The organism is Streptomyces sp. NPDC012794 (genome assembly GCF_042901085.1).
In the GTDB taxonomy this organism is placed as follows: domain Bacteria; phylum Actinomycetota; class Actinomycetes; order Streptomycetales; family Streptomycetaceae; genus Streptomyces.
This window is the reverse complement of the sequence record NZ_JBIBCI010000005.1, coordinates 237,486-254,046: the sequence shown is the minus strand read 5'-3', so window position 1 is coordinate 254,046 and position 16,561 is coordinate 237,486. Positions and strand designations below refer to the sequence as shown.

Below are 16,561 nucleotides of genomic sequence, written 5' to 3'. Positions count from 1 at the left end.
CCCGATGTCCGTGGTCCTCGGGTACGACGAGTCCCCCGGCGCCGAGCGTGCCCTGCGGGTGGCGCTGGAGGTGGCCACCGCCTTCGGGGAACCCCTGGTCCTGGTGTACGGGGCCGCCGCGCCCGGACCCACGGGGGAGGAGTACCGCGCGCACCGCGAAGCCGTCCTCCAGGCCGGGCGGGCCGCCCTCGCCCGGGCCGTCGAGGCCGCCGACGAGGCGGGCGTGCCCTCCACGGTGGAGGTGGTGGACGACAAGCCGGCCCAGGCCCTGCTCGCCGCCGCCGAACGCCACCACGCGCGGGTCATCATCGTGGGCAGCTGGGGCGACAGTCCGATCCGGGGCGCCCTGCTCGGCTCCACCCCGCACAAGCTCCTGCATCTGTCGCCCGTTCCGGTGCTGTGCGTGCCGACGGAGGGAGCCGGCTCCTGAGCCCGGCTGTCGGAGGCCCGGGCCCACCGTCAGCCGTCGAACACGCCCGCCAGGCATCCGGCCGGTCCTCGGTCGTCGGCGGGCAGAGCCGGGCCCCCAGGCAGCCGTCCGGCCGCACCACGAAGGCCGTCGGCTCCCGCACCCCGTACAGCCGGGCGAACTCGCCCCGCCGGTCCCGGTAGACCGGCCACGCGACCCCGGCGGGCGCGGTCCCGCCCTCGGTGAGGACCGCGTACGCCGTGAGCCGCCCCGCGGGACACCCGTCCGCCTGCGCGGCGAGCGCGGGGACGTACGGCCCGATGTTCATGCCCTGCGCGGCTGCGGCGGATGGACGTGCGCCGGGTCCGTTGGTCTCCCACTGGCCGGAATCGCCCCCTCCTGGATGTGCCAACGGTCCAGCGTGACGAACGTCGCTTGAGCCATTGCCCCTCCGGATGCTTATCTGTGTCATATCCATGTACTTTCGGCGCCGCGCAGCGCCGGACGGCAACGACGCCGGTCCGGAGCGCGGTGCCTTCGCCGTGCCCGTACGCCGCCCACCACCCCCGGGCGGACGCCGGGCCGGCGCGCGTGACTCCGAGGGGGGCGGCACACCGCCATGAAGAGGATGTTCGTTGCTCCGGATCCGGGGCGCACCAGACTGCGGAACTCGCTGCGCGCGGTGATCGGCACGGCGCTCGCCGTCGCCGTGGCCGAACTGTCGGGGCTGTCGCTGACCGCCTCCATCACCGGCGGCCTCGCGGCGCTGCTCGCGCTGTTCACCGTCCTCGACGCGGACGTCCGCGCCCAGCGGGTGACCACCGCCCTGCTGCCCGCCACCGGCTTCCCCGTCCTGGCGCTGGCCACCGGACTGCACGGGATGCCGCCCGTCCGCGACGCTGCCTTCCTCGCCGTCGTCTTCGCCGGGGTCTACGCACGCCGCTGGGGCCCGCGCGGCCACGCCCTCGGCATCTTCGGCTTCATGATGTTCTTCGTCACCCAGTTCCTGCACGCCCGCCCCGCCCAGCTGCCCGAGCTGTTCGCCGCCGTGGCCCTGGCGCTGCTCTCGGCCGGGGCCGTTCGGTTCGTGCTGTGGCCCATCGAGCGCCGCACGCCCCCCGCCGCCGCCCCGCCGCCGCTGCCCGGCACCGGCCTGGCCCGGCCCACCACCCGCCAGGCCTTCCAGGCGACCGCCGCCTGCGCCTTCGCCCTCGCCGTCGGCCAGGTGCTGTCCGAGGACCGCTGGTACTGGGCCGTGGGCACCGCCTGGTGGATCTTCGTCAACACCGCCTCGCGCGGCGAGACCCTGGTCCGCGGCTTCCGCCGGGTCCTCGGCACCGTCGTCGGCATCGCCGCGGGCCTGCTCATCGCCGTACCGCTGCACGGCGCGCCCGCGCCCACCGCCGCCCTCGTCGCCGTCTGCGTCTTCGGCATCTTCTACACGGCGGCCCCCTCCTACTCCTGGATGATGTTCTTCGTCACCGTCATGGCCGGGCTGCTCTACGGACTCCTCGGCGTACTGCACCCCGGGCTGCTGCTCCTGCGCCTCGAGGAAACCGCCGTCGGCGCGCTCGGCGCCGCCCTCGCCGTGCTGCTGATCCTCCCCGTCACCACGCACGGCGCCAACGAGGCCTGGATCCAGCGGGCCCTGCACTGCGTACGCGCAGCCACCGCCGCCTCCCTCGACCGCCTCGCCGGAGACCCCGGGGCCGACCCCGCCCCGCACGCCGCCGAGCTGGAACTCCTCCTGGGCCGCGCCCGGATCGCCCTCGCGCCGCTCGTCCACCCGCTGAGCCCCCTGCGCGCCCGCAAGGCCCGGGCCCGGCAGGTCATGGCGCTGCTCGACGACTGCGCACGGGAGGTACGCGGGCTGGCGGCCGTCGCCGCGGACCCGCAGGCCTCCCACGACGCCCGGCTCGCCGCCGCCTGCTGGCGGGTGGAGGCCGCCGTCGAGGCGCTCACCGCACCCGGGGGAGCCCCGGCACCCGCCGCGCCGGGCGCCCCCGCCCGGGACGCGGGCGCCGAACCGGCCCTGGCCCACCTGCACGGGCTGGAGCAGGCCCTCGTCGCCCTGGCCGCTCCCCTGCGCACCGACCCCCGGTCCCCGCTGGCCATCACCGCCTGAACCGCCCGAACCGCCTCAACCGCCCGCCCCGCGCGGGCGGTACGGTCAGGTCCATGACGAACCCACAGGCCCCGGCGTTCGAGTACCGCACCGCCCGCCCCGAGGACCGGGAGGCGATCGAAGCCCTCGACGGTTCCTTCGTCACGTCCACCGTGTTCGAGGTGACCCGGCCCGTGGACGGCTTCGGTTTCGCCCTGCGCGAGGTCGCGGTGGACCCGCCGCTGCGCAAGGTCTTCCCGCCCGATCAGGACGACGAAGCCGACGAAGACGACCAAGACGACGACGGGGACGTGGGCGACGGCCGCGAGGAGTGCTCCCGCACCTTCGTCGCCGTCGCCGCCGGATCGGTCTGCGGTTTCGCGACCGTCACCTACGCCCCCTGGAACCGGCGCCTGACCGTCGACGACATCGAGGTCGCCCCCGCCCACCGGGGGCGCGGCGTCGGACGGGCCCTGATGGAGCTCGCGGCCGGCTTCGCGCGCGAACGGGGCGCCGCGCACCTGTGGCTGGAGGTCAGCTCGGTCAACGCCCCCGCCGTGCACGCCTACCGGCGCATGGGGTTCACGCTCTGCGGCCTGGACACCGCCCTCTACGAGGGCACGCCGGCGGCGGGCGAGCAGGCCCTCTTCATGAGCCGCCCCTGCGGCTGACCCCGCCTCCGGGCCCTCGGTCCTCACCTTGCCGGAATGCCGCGGAGGATACGCCCGCAAGGCCCCTTGCCGCAGGCCGATAGGGTGAGACCACTCGGACGAGTGTTCCGGAGGCTCCAGCGGCACCGGGCTGACCTGCCCCGTGTACAACGGGTGAGTGTTCATTGCACATTCATCCGGCACGTACCGGATGGATCTGGTCGGACAGGGGGTAACGGCCCGGGATGGAAATTCTGCAGAAGCACTCGAGCGCCGCTCAGGTGTGGGAGGAAGCCGAGGAGTTCATCCGGCTCTTCCACCGGGAGAATCCGCAGGCCGGTGATCCGCGTGCCCGCCTCGCCGCCGTGCGGGCCGAGCTCGCGGAGACCGGCACCTACCGGCACACCCCGCAGGAGCTGGTCCACGGCGCCCGCGTGGCCTGGCGCAACAGCAACCGCTGCATAGGCCGGCTCTACTGGAACTCCCTGCGGGTCCGCGACCGGCGCGGGCTGACCGCCGCCGAGGACATCGCCGCCGAATGCTTCGAGCACCTGCGCGAGGCGACCAACGGCGGCAGGGTCCGGCCCACCATCACCGTCTTCGCCCCCGACACCCCGGACCGCCCCGGTCCGCTGATCTGGAGCGAGCAGCTGGTGCGCTACGCCGGTTACGGGGACCACCACTCCATAACGGTGGGCGACGCCCGCAACGCACCGCTCACCGAGGCCCTCCTCGGACTCGGCTGGCGGGGCGGCGCCGGCACCCCCTTCGACCTCCTCCCGCTGGTCGTGCAGGGCGTCGACGACAAGCCCCGCTGGTTCGACACCCCCGCCGACGCCGTACTGGAGGTGCCCATCCGGCACCCCGACGAGGGCGACGACTGGAGCGACTGGGGTCTGCGCTGGCACGCCGTGCCCGCCATATCCAACATGTGCCTGGAGATCGGCGGCATCCACTACTCCGCCGCCCCCTTCAACGGCTGGTACATGGGCACCGAGATCGGCGCCCGCAACCTCGCCGACACCGACCGCTACAACCTCCTCCCCGCCGTCGCCCGAAGACTGGGGCTGGACACCTCCAGCGACCGTTCGCTGTGGAAGGACCGGGCGCTGGTCGAGCTCAACCGGGCGGTGCTGGACTCCTTCGACCGGGCCGGGGTCACCATCGCGGACCACCACACCGAGTCCCGGCGCTTCCTCACCCACCTGGAGCGGGAGGAGCGCAGGGGCCGCGAGGTGGGCGCGGACTGGTCCTGGATCGTCCCGCCGATCTCCGGTTCCGCCACGCCGGTCTTCCACCGCACGTACGATGACAGCCCCAGCTCCACGGGGTACGTACACCACGACGGCGCGCGGGAACGGGCCGAGGGACGGGACTTGGTCTAGACCTTCTGTTACGGTCGCCCCGACGGCGCGGAACGGCGGAAGGGCGACCTGTGGACGACGTGAACGGCGCGGACGGTGTGGACGGCGCACCCGGCGGGACCGATGTGCGAGGGGCCGCGCACAGCACCCCCGATCTCGCCTACATCGGCTCCTTCACCTCCGGGGGCGGCCGCGGCATCACCACCGCGGCCGTCGACCCCGCCACCGGGGCGCTGACACCGGTCGCCGTGACCCCCACCCCCGAGAACCCCTCGTGCCTCGCGCTTCGCCCGGACCATCGCGTCCTCTACGCGGTCAGCGAGGCCGACCGGGGCGCCGTGCTCGCCTTCCGCACCGGACCCGGAGGCCTCGAAGCGCTCGGGGCCCCCGTGCCGGTCGGGGCAGCCGGACCCACCCACCTCAGCACGGCCGGCCGCAGGCTGCTGACCGCCAACTACACCTCCGGCAGCGTCAGCACCCTGCCGCTCGACGCCGACGGCGCCCCCGCCGGCCCCGCGGCCGTCCTCGCGCACCGGGGCGGCGGCCCGGACCCCGAGCGGCAGCAGGGCCCGCACGCCCACCAGGTCCGGCCCGACCCGAGCGGCCGCTGGGTGCTGAGCGTGGACCTGGGGACGGACTCCGTCCGGGTCTGCGCCCTGGACCCGGACACCGGGGAGCTGCGCCTGCACGCCGAGAGCGTGCTCCGGGCCGGATCGGGGCCCCGCCACCTCGCTTTCCATCCCGACGGGGAGGTGGTGTACGTCCTGCACGAGCTGGAGCCGCAGATGACCGTCTGCCGCTGGAACGCGGCCGCCGGGGAGCTGGAACCGGTCTCGGAGGTCCCGCTCCTTCCGGAGGGCGCCCCGGACGCTCCGCGGGCCTACCCCTCGGTGGTCGCCGTCTCGGCGGACGGCCGCTTCGTATGGGCCGCCGTCCGCGGCACCGACACCCTCGCCACATTCTCGCTCGCCGACGGGCCGGAGAAGCCGCAGGTCACCGATGTGACGGGGTGCGGTGGCAGCTGGCCGCGCGATCTCGTCGCCGACCCCTCGGGGCGCCGCCTCTACGTGGCCAACGAGTGGTCCGGCGACGTCACCTGGTTCGAGGTGGACGCCCTCACCGGGCACCCCCGCCGGGCCGGTTCGGTGGCCGTCCCCGCGGCCGCCTGCGTGGTCTTCGCCTGAACGAAGCCTCTGCCCGGACGAAGCCGTCCGCCCGGACGAAGCCTCTGCCCGGACGAAGCCGTCCGGTTGGGCGAAGCCGTCCGGACGCACGGAGAGGGCCCGCCCGGAACGGATTCCGGGCGGGCCCTCGTCACGCCTGCGGGCCTACTGGGCCGCGGCGCCCAGCTGGAGCCCCAGGGCGGCGCTGTACTGCGCGACGGCCAGCTTGCCGAGTGCCGGGTAGGCCCCGAGGACCTCGGCGGTGGAGCAGTCGGCCTCCTTGCATGCCGTGTCCAGCAGGCCCTCGGCCGCTTCCGGGCCGATCAGGTACGGGGCCAGTGCCAGCTGGACCGAACCGGAACCGCGCAGCTCGGCGGCGACCGCCGCCACCGAGCCCTCCTGGTCCAGCGCGGCGGCGATCACGGGCACCGCGAGCCGGGCGGCCAGCAGCATGCCGGTGATGCCGGCCGCCTGGACGGCCTCCTCGCCGCCGGTGGTGGCCAGGATGATGCCGTCGGCGGCGGTGGCCACGGTGAACAGGCGCGCCCGGTCGGCGCGGGCCAGGCCGGCCTCCGAGAGGCGCACGTGCAGGCCCTCGGCGAGCAGCGGGTGCGGGCCGAGTACGTCGGCCAGTTCGGCGGCGGCCGAGGAGTCCATCAGCGCCTGGCGCACCCGGCGCAGCAGGCCTCCGTCGGGACCGGCCAGCAGGGGCACGACCACGGCGTCGGGGCCGGTCGGCGCGGGCACCTCAAGACCGGCGGCCCGGGCGAACTCCGCCCGGGCGGTCCGCTCCTGGGCGACGGCGTTGAGTACGCCCGACAGCGAGGGGAACTCACTCTCCTCGCCGTCCTCACCCTCGAGGAAGCCGATGCGGGCGTCCAGGCCCGGCAGCTCGGAGCGGCCGATGCTGATGACCTCTTCGGCGAGCCCCCGCGAGGCGGCCGAGGGGGCACCGGGCACGGCGAGCACCAGCGCGGGCGCGCCCTCGGGCGCCACCGCGGGCTCGGGCCGGCGGTGCCGTCCGGTCTGGCGGGGTCGCGGCATTCGTACGGGCAGGCCATTCGCGGGCCCAGTGGGGGAGCTCATGGCGCCGCATGCTACTGGCTTATCGGAACCACGTGTTCGGGCAGGGCCCACTCGGGTGGCATCTGTCCGTATTTATCCATTGAATGTCGTACGTTGAATATCATATACGGTTCAACTGACTGACGGCAGGCGCCAGTCGACGGGCTGCGCGCCGAGGCCGGCCAGCAGCTCGTTGGTCCGGCTGAAGGGCCTGGAGCCGAAGAAGCCGTTGGCGGCGGACATGGGGGAGGGGTGGACGGACTCCACGGCCGGCAGGTCCCCCAGCAGGGGGCGCAGGTTGCGGGCGTCGCGGCCCCACAGGATGGACACCAGCGGCTTTCCGCGCGCGACGAGGGCGCGGATCGCCTGCTCGGTGACCGTCTCCCAGCCCTTGCCGCGATGACCGCCGGTCTTGCGGGGGGCGGTGGTGAGCGCACGGTTCAGCAGCAGCACGCCCTGCCGGGTCCACGGGGTGAGGTCGCCGTTCAGCGGCCGTCCCGTCCCGATGTCCGCGTGCATCTCGCGGAAGATGTTGTCGAGGCTGGGCGGCCACGGGCTCACCTCGGGGGCGACCGAGAAGGACAGGCCCATGGCGTGTCCCGGGGTCGGGTAGGGGTCCTGCCCGACGATCAGTACCTTCACCTCGTCGAAGGGCTGCTGGAACGCGCGCAGCACGTTCGCCCCCGACGGGACGTAGGTCCGGCCTGCCGCGATCTCGGCGCGCAGGAAGTCGCCCATGGCGGCGATCTGCCCCGCCACCGGCTCCAGAGCCCGGGCCCAGCCCGGCTCGACGATCTCGTTCAACGGTCGTGCTGCCATGGGTGATCACTCTACTGGCCCACACCGACAGCCGGCCGCCGCTCAGCGCAGTACGGCGGCCCGTACGCACAGCACGTCCGGCAGGTGCTCGGCCAGCAGCTGCCAGCTGTCGCCGTCGTCGTGGCTGGCGTACAGCTCGCCGTTGCGGTTGCCGAAGTAGATGCCCGCGGGGTCGGCGTCGTCGGTGCACAGGGCGTCGCGCAGGACGGTGCCGTAGTGGTCGCCGGCCGGCAGCCCCTTCGAGAGCGGTTCCCAGGTCGCCCCCGCGTCCTGGGTGCGGAAGACCCGGCAGCGGTGCTCCGCCGGCACCCGGTCGGAGTCGGCGTTCAGCGGGAAGACGTACGCGGTGTCCGGGCGGTGCGGGTGGGCGGCCACCGCGAAGCCGAAGTCGGAGGGCAGCCCGGCGCCGATGTCGGTCCACCGGGTGCCCGCGTCGTCGCTGCGGTAGACCCCCCAGTGGTTCTGGAGGTAGAGCCGGCCGGGGTCCCCGGCGTCCTGGGCGATCTTGTGGACGCACTGGCCGAACTCCGGGTCGGGATCCGGCAGGAACACCGCGGAGACCCCGCGGTTGGACGGCTCCCAGCTCGCCCCGCCGTCCCGGGTGCGGAACACCCCGGCGGTGGACACCGCCACCGTCACGGCGGCCGGGTCGGCCGGGTAGGTGATCACCGTGTGCAGGCCCTCACCGCCGCCGCCCGGCACCCACTCCGAGCGGGTCGGGTGCTCCCACAGCGGCCGCACCAGCTCGAAGGACTCGCCGCGGTCGGCCGAGCGGAAGAGCGCGGCGGGCTCGGTCCCGGCGTAGACCACGTCCGGAGCCTCCGGACCGGCCGGGTGCAGCTGCCAGACCCGCTCCAGGGAGGCGCCGGTGTCCTTCGGGAACCTGACGGCGGGCGCGGCGGGCTCGTGCCAGGTCGCGCCCAGGTCGTCCGAGCTGAAGACGGACGGCCCCCAGTGCGTGCTGTCCCCGCCGACCAGCAGCCGGGGCGCCGGCCCCCGGGTGTCGACGGCGACCGCCGAGACGGCCTGGGCGTTGAAGTGCGGACCGTCGAACTCCCAGGGGCCGCCGTCCCGGCGGCGGCCGATGAAGAGGCCCTTGCGGGTCCCGGCGAGCAGTACCACGTCGGTCATGGCCGACACCTCCGGACGTCGTAGTCCTTCACGGCAGCTTCCCCGCCAGTCTGCACCCGCCAGCCGACAGCGGTCCGGCAGGCCGGGCCGCCGAAGACCCGTTCGATCCCCCAGCCCCTTCATACGAGGGGTCTCGTACTACGAGAGATTTCGTAGTACGGTGTTCCTCGTACTTGGCGCCGGTTCCGGCGCACGTCCGGTGACATCTGGAGAGCTCCCATGAGTGCTGCACCCGCTGCCTTCGCCGCCCTGTTCCAGCCCTACACCCTCCGTTCGGTCACCATCCCGAACCGCGTCTGGATGGCACCCATGTGCCAGTACAGCGCCGAGGCCTTCGGCCCGAACGCGGGCGTGGCACTGGAGTGGCACTTCGCGCACTACGCGGCCCGGGCCACCGGCGGCACCGGCCTGATCATCCAGGAGGCCACCGCCGTCGCGCCGGAGGGCCGCATCAGCCCCTACGACCTCGGCATCTGGAACGACACCCAGGTCGAGGCCCTCCGCAGGATCACCGCCTTCGTCAAGTCCCAGGGATCCGTCCCCGGCATCCAGATCGGCCACGCCGGGCGCAAGGCGTCCACCGACCGCACCTGGCAGGGCGGCCGCCCCGTCGGCCCCGAGGGACACGGCTGGCAGCCCGTCGCCCCCAGCGCCGTGCCGTTCGACGAAGGGCACCCGGTGCCGCACGAGCTCACGACCGAGCGGATCCACGAGATCACCGGCCAGTTCGCGGCCGCCGCCGGACGCGCCCTCGCGGCCGGCTACGAGGTCCTCGAGATCCACGGCGCCCACGGCTACCTCATCGGGGAGTTCCTCTCCCCGCACAGCAACAGGCGCACCGACTCCTACGGCGGCTCGTTCGAGAACCGCACCCGCTTCCCCCTCGAAGTCGTCGACGCCGTACGGGCGGTGTGGCCCGAGGAACTCCCGCTGCTCTTCCGGATCTCCGCCACCGACTGGCTGGAGGAGGACGGCTGGACCGCCGACGAGACGGTCCGGCTGGCCCGGCTGCTCAAGGAGCACGGCGTGGACCTGCTCGACGTCTCCACCGGCGGGCTCGCCCCGCACGTGAGGATCCCGGCGGGCCCCGGATACCAGGTGCCCTTCGCCGCCCGCGTCAAGGCCGAGACCACCCTGCCCGTCGCCGCCGTCGGCCTGATCACCGAGCCGGAGCAGGCCGAGAAGATCCTGGCCAACGGCGAGGCGGACGCCGTCCTCCTCGGCCGCGAGCTGCTGCGCGACCCGTACTGGGCCCGCCGCGCGGCCGCCGAGCTGGGCGCGGAGATCCCCACGCCGGACCAGTACCACCGCAGCTGGTGACACCGCGTGCGGCGCGGCCGGGCACGTGGGCATCAGCCCCTCCCCTCCGCGCCGCCCTCCTTCCTACGACACTTCTCGTACGATGGGACCCGCAGCCGAGCCGAACGAGCGGAGCAGGACATGACGGAACGCGACACGGCCCGTGCCCTCGCCCACCCCGAGCCGCGGGAGATCCGGCTGGAGGACGTCCTGCACGCCCTCTCCGACCCGATGCGGCTGTCCATCGTCCGGGAACTCGCCTCCACGAACACCGAACTGGCCTGCTCCGACTTCGTCCTGCCGGTCACCAAGTCCACGACCACCCACCACTTCCGCGTCCTGCGCGAGAGCGGCGTCGTACGCCAGACCTACCGCGGGACGGCGAAGATGAACGGCCTGCGCCGCGACGACCTCCAGTCCCGCTTCCCCGGCCTCCTGGACAGCATCCTGACGGCCGCCGCGGCCGAGCCGACGCGGCCCGAGGGCGCGTCCTAGCGCCGACCTCCGCGACCGGTCGTCCGTGACCGGCTCCTGCGACCGGTCGCCCTACCCGATCCCGGCCGCCGAGCGGAGACCCGCCCAGTCCGGGATCTTCACCGAGCGGCGGCCCAGGGAACGGCCCAGGGCCTCCTCCGCGGCCTCGATCGACAGCCAGCCCGGCCACTCCACCGGGCGCAGGCCCGCGACGCGCAGGGCGTCCAGCGGGTCTCCGGGCAGCTCCCGCCGGGCCAGCGCCCCCGCGTCCTGGAGCAGCGAGGACACCGTCTCCTTGGCGCACGGCCGGTTGGTGCCGATCACCCCGGTCGGGCCGCGCTTGATCCAGCCCGCCACGTACTCGCCCACCGAGGCCCGGCCCCCGCGCACCACCCGGCCCGCCGCGTGGGGCACGGTGCCGGTGGCGGCGTCGAAGGGCAGGCCCGGCAGCGGCACCCCCAGGTACCCCACCGAGCGCAGCACCAGCTGCGCCTCGACGTCCTCGTACGCGCCCGTCCCGGTGACCCCGCCCCGGCCGTCCGGGGCGGTCCGCTCGAAGCGGAGCCCGCGGACCCGGCCGTCGGGCCCGCCGAGCACCTCCACCGGCCTCAGGTAGAAGCGCAGCCGGATCTCCCGGGCCGCGTCCACGGCCGCGTCCGCGCCGTCCGGCCCGGCACCGGCCCAGCCGCGGAGCACCTCCAGGTTGCGCCGGGCCACCGCCGGCAGCGCCGCCGCGGCCCCGCCCGCGTACGCCGGGTCGAGGGCCAGCTCGGCGGGCTCCACCCGGGTGCCGACCCCGGGCAGCGTGCCCAGTTCGCGGAGCTCCTTGGTGGTGAACTTGGCCTGCGAGGGCCCGCGCCGGGCCACCATCGTCACCGTCCGCACCCCGCTCTCCGCGAGCGCGCCCAGCGCGGGCTGCGGCATGTCGGTGGGCTCCAGCTCGGGCACGCCCCGGGCCAGCATCCGCGTCACGTCCACAGCGACGTTGCCGGCGCCGACGACCACGGCCGAGCGGACCCCGCCGAGGTCGAAGGAGCCGGCGTCGGGATGGCCGCTGTACCAGGACACGAAGGCCGTCGCGGAGTGCACCCCGGCCAGTTCCTCGCCGGGGATGCCGAGCATCCGGTCGCGCGCGGCGCCCACGCAGTACACCACCGCGTGGTACAGCTCCAGCAGCCGCGCGGTCGGCAGCCCCTCGCCGCCCACCTCCACGTTGCCGAGGAAACGGATGCGGTCGTCCTCCAGCACCGACCGGAGGTTTCCGGTCAGCGATTTGATCTTCTCGTGGTCGGGGGCCACCCCGTACCGCACCAGGCCGTACGGGGCCGGCAGCCGGTCCAGTACGTCGACGCGCACGCCCGGCACCTCCCGCTGCTGGACCAGCGTCTGGGCGGCGTAGACCCCGCTGGGGCCCGAACCGACGACGGCGACACGAAGCACGGCGGTACTCCTCCCGCAAGGTGCTCCCAGCATGCCACCGGGTCCCCGGCCCGTCAGCTCATGGCGCGCATCCGCTCGATCTCGGCGCTCTGGGTGGCCACGACCTCGTTCGCCATCTCCTCCACGGCGACGTTGTTGCCCCCGGCCAGCGCCTCGCCGGCCATCTTCAGGGCCCCCTCGTGGTGGGCGGTCATCATCCTGAGGAAGAGCCGGTCGAAGTCGGCCCCCTTGGCGGCGGTCAGCTCCGCCAGCTGCTGCTCCGTCGCCATGCCGGGCATCGCGCCGTGTTCGTGCTCGCCGGTGCCGCCGCCGGGCGCCGGGTACCGGGAGAGCCACTTCTCCATGGCCCCGATCTCGGGCCGCTGTGCGGCCGCGATCCGCTCCGCGAGCCGTTTCACCCCTTCCGCCGAGGCCCGGCCGGGGGCGAGGGCGCTCATCGTGAGGGCCTGCCGGTGGTGTTCGGTCATGCGCCGCACGTACGCGTGGTCGGCCGCGTTGGGGCTGTCGTCGGGGCGTTCCCTCGCGGCCTGTTCGGGGGTGAGGGTGCGGGCCGGGCCGCCCGGCCGGCCAGGGGCGACGATCGCGGGCCCGTCGTCACCCGCCGCCCGCGCGCCCGCGTCGCCGTCCTGGCAGCCGGTGACGGTGAGGAGGAGACCGGCGGTCAGCGCCGCCCCCAGGAATCGGCCGACTAATGCATTTGCCATGTCCATGAAAAGCACGATACTGCCGGGGTCCAGGTTCCGTTCCCATGAGGAGCGAAACGTACGGGCCCCCACGGGAGGCACAGTGACCCTGCTCCACAGCGTCAGAGTGCATCACCGGAGTCTGGGGGCGGCCCTGGCCGCCGCCGGACTCCTCACCACCCTCCTCACCGCCGGACCGGCGGCCGCCACCCCCGACCCGGGCGACCTCACCCCGGGCCCCGGAGCCCGGCAGAACGCCGGCCCCGCCCAAGGCCGCGAACTCGCCCCCGGGGAGATCCCGGGCCAGGACGAGATCGTGCACAGCGCCAACGTCAAACACCTCGCCAACATCCCCAGCGCCAACCCGGCCGGGATCAACTCCGACCTGGCGTTCCAGGGCGACTACGCCTACGCCGGCAGCTACGACGGCTTCACCATCTACGACATCGCCAACCCCAAGTCGCCCAAGGTCGTCACCCAGGTCCTGTGCCCGGGCGGCCAGAACGACATCTCGGTCTCCGGCGACCTGCTCTTCCTCTCCACCGACTCCTCCCGCAGCGACGACTCCTGCAACAGCGTCTCGCAGCCCGCGACGGAGAAGTCCTCGTGGGAGGGCATCAAGATCTTCGACATCAAGGACAAGCGGAACCCCAAGTACGTCAAGTCCGTCGAGACCGCCTGCGGATCCCACACCCACACCCTGGTGCCCGGCGGCCGCGACGTCTACGTCTACGTCTCCTCGTACTCGCCCAACGAGGCCTTCCCGGACTGCAAGCCGCCGCACGACGGCATCTCCGTGATCAAGGTCCCGAAGAAGGCCCCGACCCAGGCCGCCGTCGTCGGCTTCCCGGTGCTCTTCCCGGACGGCGGCAACCCGGGCGCGCCGGCCAACCCCGGCGTCTCCAAGACCACCGGCTGCCACGACATCACCGTGCTGCCGTCCAAGGACCTGGCCGCCGGCGCCTGCATGGGCGACGGCATCCTCTTCGACATCAGCGAGCCGGAGCGGCCGAGGGTCATCGACCGCGTCCAGGACAACGTCAACTTCGCGTTCTGGCACTCGGCGACCTTCAACGAGCGGGCCGACAAGGTGGTGTTCACCGACGAGCTCGGCGGAGGTGGCGGCGCCACCTGCAACGAGGCCACCGGCCCCGACCGCGGCGCCGACGGCATCTACGACATCGCCGGCCGCGGCGACCAGCGCCGGCTGGTCTTCAAGAGCTACTTCAAGATCCCGCGGCACCAGGCCGCCACCGAGAACTGCGTTGCCCACAACGGCTCGCTGATCCCGGTCGGCGGCGGGCGCGACATCATGGTCCAGGCCTGGTACCAGGGCGGCGTCTCCGTCTGGGACTTCACCGACTCCGCGGCCCCCAAGGAGATCGGCTACTTCGAGCGCGGCCCGCTGAGCACCGACAAGCTGGGCCTCGGGGGCTCGTGGTCCGCGTATTACTACAACGGCCACATCTACTCGAACGACATCGCCAAGGGCCTCGACGTGCTCAGGATCGACGACTGGCGCACCGAGAGCGCCAAGTGGGTACGGATGGACCGGCTCAACGTACAGACCCAGCCCGAGTACCGCTGATCGTCACCCCGCTCAGCGGGGAAACGTTCCGCCGGGCGGCCCCCCGTCCGGCGGGACCCCCAGCTCCCAGTCCAGCCCGTACCGCTGGAACAGCTCCGCCCGCAGCCGGGCCGCCGGCATCGGCGCCCCCGGCAGCAGCACCGCGACCACCGCTCCCATCAGCAGCGCCCGCAGCAGCGGGTAATCCGTGTCCACGTCCGCCGAGCCGTACCGGTCGACGGTGTCCCGCAGCAGCTCCGCCAGGCGCTGCTGCTCCGGGCACTGGATGAACCCCTCCGCCTGGAGGATGCCCCCCATGTGCGTCCGCATCAGCCGGGGGTGATCCCGGGCCAGCCCCAGGATCGCGTCGATCGCCCGGGCCAGCCGCTCCCGGCCGTCCTCGCTGCGGGGCTCGCGCTCCAGGGCCGTTTCCAGGGTCAGGTGCATCAGCCGGTGCACGGCGGACTGGAACAGCTGGCGCTTGCCGGGGAAGTAATACGAGACCAGGCCGCGCGCCGCACCCGCCCGGTCGGCGATGTCGCCGAGCTTCGTGGCCTCGTAACCGCGCTCGGCGACCAGTTCGACCGTCGCCTGCAACAGCCGCTCCCGGGAACGTCTGCGCAATTCTTCATTGACCGATGCGCTGCGCGGGGACATGCTTACTCCTGCGTTGACTGGCTCTGAGCCAATATACTCAGCGCGCGGGACCGTCTGCTCGGGGCGACGCGGGGGATCGCCCCGGGCAGGCATGCCGGAACGCCGCCAGCGACACCACGGCCACCCCCAGCAGCCAGCCCGCCAGCACGTCCGTGAACCAGTGCACGCCCAGGTAGAGCCGGGTGAAGCCGACCCCGAGCACCGAAACGGCGGCCACCGCCCAGGCCCCGGCCACCACCGCGCGCGGGGTCCTCGCCGGCAGCAGCCACAGCAGCAGCCCGCACACCACCGTGGCCGTCATCGCGTGCCCCGACGGGTAGGCCGCGTAGTACGCCGAGTCGACCGGATCCGGCCACACCGGACGGGCGCGCCCCAGCAGCGCCTTCAATCCCTGCTGCACCCCCGAGGCCACCAGTGCCGCCCCGCCCACCCGGACCGCCCGCGAGCGGTCCCCGCGCCGCCAGAGCCACAGACAGGCCAGGGCGGCCAGGGCGCGCATCGTCCACGGGTCCCAGACCCAGTCGGAGAGGACCCGCATGACACCCGTGACCCCGTCATGGGCGACCGCGTACGGGTGCAGGCCCCGGGCGACCCGGTCGTCGTACGAGATCAGGGGCGGCCAGCCCGCCACCACCAGCAGGGTCAGCGCGGCCGCGAGCAGCGCGCAGCCCACCCCGGCCCTCGAAAGCCACGTGTTCCGCATGCCCCCGATCCTGTCAGCACACGGCCGCCCTCTCAGGCCAGCGCGCTCAGCCCCGGTCCGAAGGCCACCAGCAGCGGAACCGCCGGAACCAGCGTGGCCATCGCCGCCAGCCGCAGCCGGCGGGCCGGCGACAGGCGCGGCGCGGCCGACAGCAGGCGCCGCACCCGCTGCGGGACGTGCGCCTCCTCGGGCCCGCACGGACCGAAGACGCCCCGGTCCTCGTTCAGCCCGACCAGGGCCAGGGCCACCGTCAGCCGCCCGTAGCGCCGCGAGGCCACGTCGTCGGCCGCCAGCTCGACCAGCCGGTGCATCTCCGCCTCGAACGCCGCGAACACCGGCACCTGCGGGAACCCCTGCGCCAGCGCCCGCGAGCAGTGCAGCAGCCAGTCGTGCCGGGCCGCCACGTGCCCCTGCTCGTGCGCCAGCACCGCGTCGAGCTGGCTGCCCTTGAGCCGGCCCAGCGCCGCCGTCGTCACCACCAGCCGCGGCGCCGCCCCCGGCTGCCACCAAGCTTCGGGACGCGGACCCTCCAGGACCACCAGCCGCGCGGCGGCCGGGTCCTCCCCGGGCATCAGCGGGGCCCGCACGAGGAGTTCGGCCCCCCGGGCGCGCCGCCCCGACCGAGCCCGCAGCACCTCCCGCGCCAGCATCGCTCCGGTCCACAGCCCGCCGCCGGCCAGCGCCAGCGCCGTGCCCGTGGCCCAGGGGCCGCCCTCCGCCCCCAGCGCGTACGCGTCGACGACCCCGTGCGGGGCCACGGCGAACAGCCGGCCCCGTACCGCCTGCCAGGCGGCGGCCGCGCTCAGCAGCATCGACAGCCCCAGGCACAGCAGGGTCGAGGCCACCACGCACTGCCACACCCACAGCGCGACCACCGGTTCACGCTCGGGCCACTGCGCCCGGGCCAGCAGGCGGGGCGCGAGCACCGCGGTCAGTGCGCCGAGCATCAGAAGAGCGGCGGAGACCATCATGTCCGCCAGCCTATGAGCGCGGCACCGCCTCCGGGTACGGGCTCGGGGCATTGGTGACGCAG

At 74.1% G+C, this 16,561-nt stretch carries 16 protein-coding genes; 8 read left to right on the top strand and 8 right to left on the bottom strand.

Features of this window, described 5'->3' with window-relative positions; translation table 11 throughout:
- Positions 1-4 precede the first annotated feature (4 nt).
- From ACFY7H_RS12035 to ACFY7H_RS12015, 5 genes are all read left to right on the top strand, one after another.
- A complete protein-coding gene (locus tag ACFY7H_RS12035; RefSeq protein WP_388936868.1) occupies positions 5-430 on the top strand; it encodes a universal stress protein in 426 nt (141 codons plus the stop codon).
- 598 nt (positions 431-1,028) lie between these two features.
- Complete coding sequence (locus tag ACFY7H_RS12030) at positions 1,029-2,534, top strand: FUSC family protein (protein WP_388936865.1); 1,506 nt, start codon at positions 1,029-1,031, stop codon at positions 2,532-2,534.
- A gap of 53 nt (positions 2,535-2,587) precedes the next feature.
- Positions 2,588-3,184 carry a GNAT family N-acetyltransferase gene (locus ACFY7H_RS12025; protein ID WP_388936863.1) on the top strand — a complete coding sequence of 199 codons (597 nt, stop codon included), beginning with the start codon at positions 2,588-2,590 and terminating at the stop codon, positions 3,182-3,184.
- A gap of 224 nt (positions 3,185-3,408) precedes the next feature.
- Positions 3,409-4,548, top strand: coding sequence for a nitric oxide synthase oxygenase (locus tag ACFY7H_RS12020; protein ID WP_388936860.1), 1,140 nt, complete (start codon positions 3,409-3,411; stop codon positions 4,546-4,548).
- Between the two features lie 104 nt (positions 4,549-4,652).
- Positions 4,653-5,711 (top strand): lactonase family protein, encoded by a 1,059-nt coding sequence (locus tag ACFY7H_RS12015; protein ID WP_388937490.1) that lies wholly within the window; start codon positions 4,653-4,655, stop codon positions 5,709-5,711.
- A gap of 144 nt (positions 5,712-5,855) precedes the next feature.
- On the opposite strand, the gene ACFY7H_RS12010 is transcribed toward ACFY7H_RS12015, so the two are convergent.
- From ACFY7H_RS12010 to ACFY7H_RS12000, 3 genes are all read right to left on the bottom strand, one after another.
- Complete coding sequence (locus tag ACFY7H_RS12010) at positions 5,856-6,776, bottom strand: sirohydrochlorin chelatase (RefSeq protein WP_388936858.1); 921 nt, start codon at positions 6,774-6,776, stop codon at positions 5,856-5,858.
- Between the two features lie 111 nt (positions 6,777-6,887).
- The gene (locus tag ACFY7H_RS12005; RefSeq protein WP_388936855.1) at positions 6,888-7,574 is read right to left on the bottom strand and encodes a uracil-DNA glycosylase; all 687 of its coding nucleotides are present in this window, start codon (positions 7,572-7,574) and stop codon (positions 6,888-6,890) included.
- Between the two features lie 42 nt (positions 7,575-7,616).
- Entirely contained in the window at positions 7,617-8,705 is a 1,089-nt protein-coding gene (locus tag ACFY7H_RS12000; protein ID WP_388936851.1) for a WD40/YVTN/BNR-like repeat-containing protein, read from the bottom strand.
- Between the two features lie 219 nt (positions 8,706-8,924).
- Between ACFY7H_RS12000 and ACFY7H_RS11995 the strand changes: the two genes are divergently transcribed.
- Entirely contained in the window at positions 8,925-10,025 is a 1,101-nt protein-coding gene (locus ACFY7H_RS11995; RefSeq protein WP_388936848.1) for an NADH:flavin oxidoreductase/NADH oxidase, read from the top strand.
- 120 nt (positions 10,026-10,145) lie between these two features.
- On the top strand, positions 10,146-10,499 hold the full coding sequence (locus ACFY7H_RS11990; RefSeq protein WP_388936845.1) for an ArsR/SmtB family transcription factor: 354 nt from the start codon (positions 10,146-10,148) through the stop codon (positions 10,497-10,499).
- A 51-nt stretch (positions 10,500-10,550) separates the two neighbouring features.
- On the opposite strand, the gene ACFY7H_RS11985 is transcribed toward ACFY7H_RS11990, so the two are convergent.
- Positions 10,551-11,918, bottom strand: a complete 1,368-nt coding sequence (locus ACFY7H_RS11985) for an FAD-dependent oxidoreductase (RefSeq protein ID WP_388936842.1) — start codon at positions 11,916-11,918, stop codon at positions 10,551-10,553.
- 53 nt (positions 11,919-11,971) lie between these two features.
- Positions 11,972-12,628 carry a DUF305 domain-containing protein gene (locus tag ACFY7H_RS11980; RefSeq protein WP_388936839.1) on the bottom strand — a complete coding sequence of 219 codons (657 nt, stop codon included), beginning with the start codon at positions 12,626-12,628 and terminating at the stop codon, positions 11,972-11,974.
- A gap of 76 nt (positions 12,629-12,704) precedes the next feature.
- On the opposite strand from ACFY7H_RS11980, the gene ACFY7H_RS11975 reads away from it, so the two are divergent.
- The gene (locus ACFY7H_RS11975) at positions 12,705-14,189 is read left to right on the top strand and encodes an LVIVD repeat-containing protein (protein WP_388936837.1); all 1,485 of its coding nucleotides are present in this window, start codon (positions 12,705-12,707) and stop codon (positions 14,187-14,189) included.
- Positions 14,190-14,201: 12 nt separating this feature from the next.
- Here ACFY7H_RS11975 and ACFY7H_RS11970 read toward each other — a convergent pair whose 3' ends face one another.
- The 3 genes from ACFY7H_RS11970 to ACFY7H_RS11960 are packed head-to-tail and all read right to left on the bottom strand — an operon-like array spanning position 14,202 to position 16,499.
- Positions 14,202-14,825: a TetR/AcrR family transcriptional regulator gene (locus ACFY7H_RS11970; RefSeq protein ID WP_388936835.1), complete on the bottom strand. Its 624-nt coding sequence runs from the start codon at positions 14,823-14,825 to the stop codon at positions 14,202-14,204.
- Positions 14,826-14,862: 37 nt separating this feature from the next.
- Positions 14,863-15,528 carry a phosphatase PAP2 family protein gene (locus tag ACFY7H_RS11965; RefSeq protein ID WP_388936832.1) on the bottom strand — a complete coding sequence of 222 codons (666 nt, stop codon included), beginning with the start codon at positions 15,526-15,528 and terminating at the stop codon, positions 14,863-14,865.
- 32 nt (positions 15,529-15,560) lie between these two features.
- Positions 15,561-16,499, bottom strand: coding sequence for a M56 family metallopeptidase (locus ACFY7H_RS11960; RefSeq protein WP_388936830.1), 939 nt, complete (start codon positions 16,497-16,499; stop codon positions 15,561-15,563).
- Between the last annotated feature and the right edge of the window lie 62 nt (positions 16,500-16,561).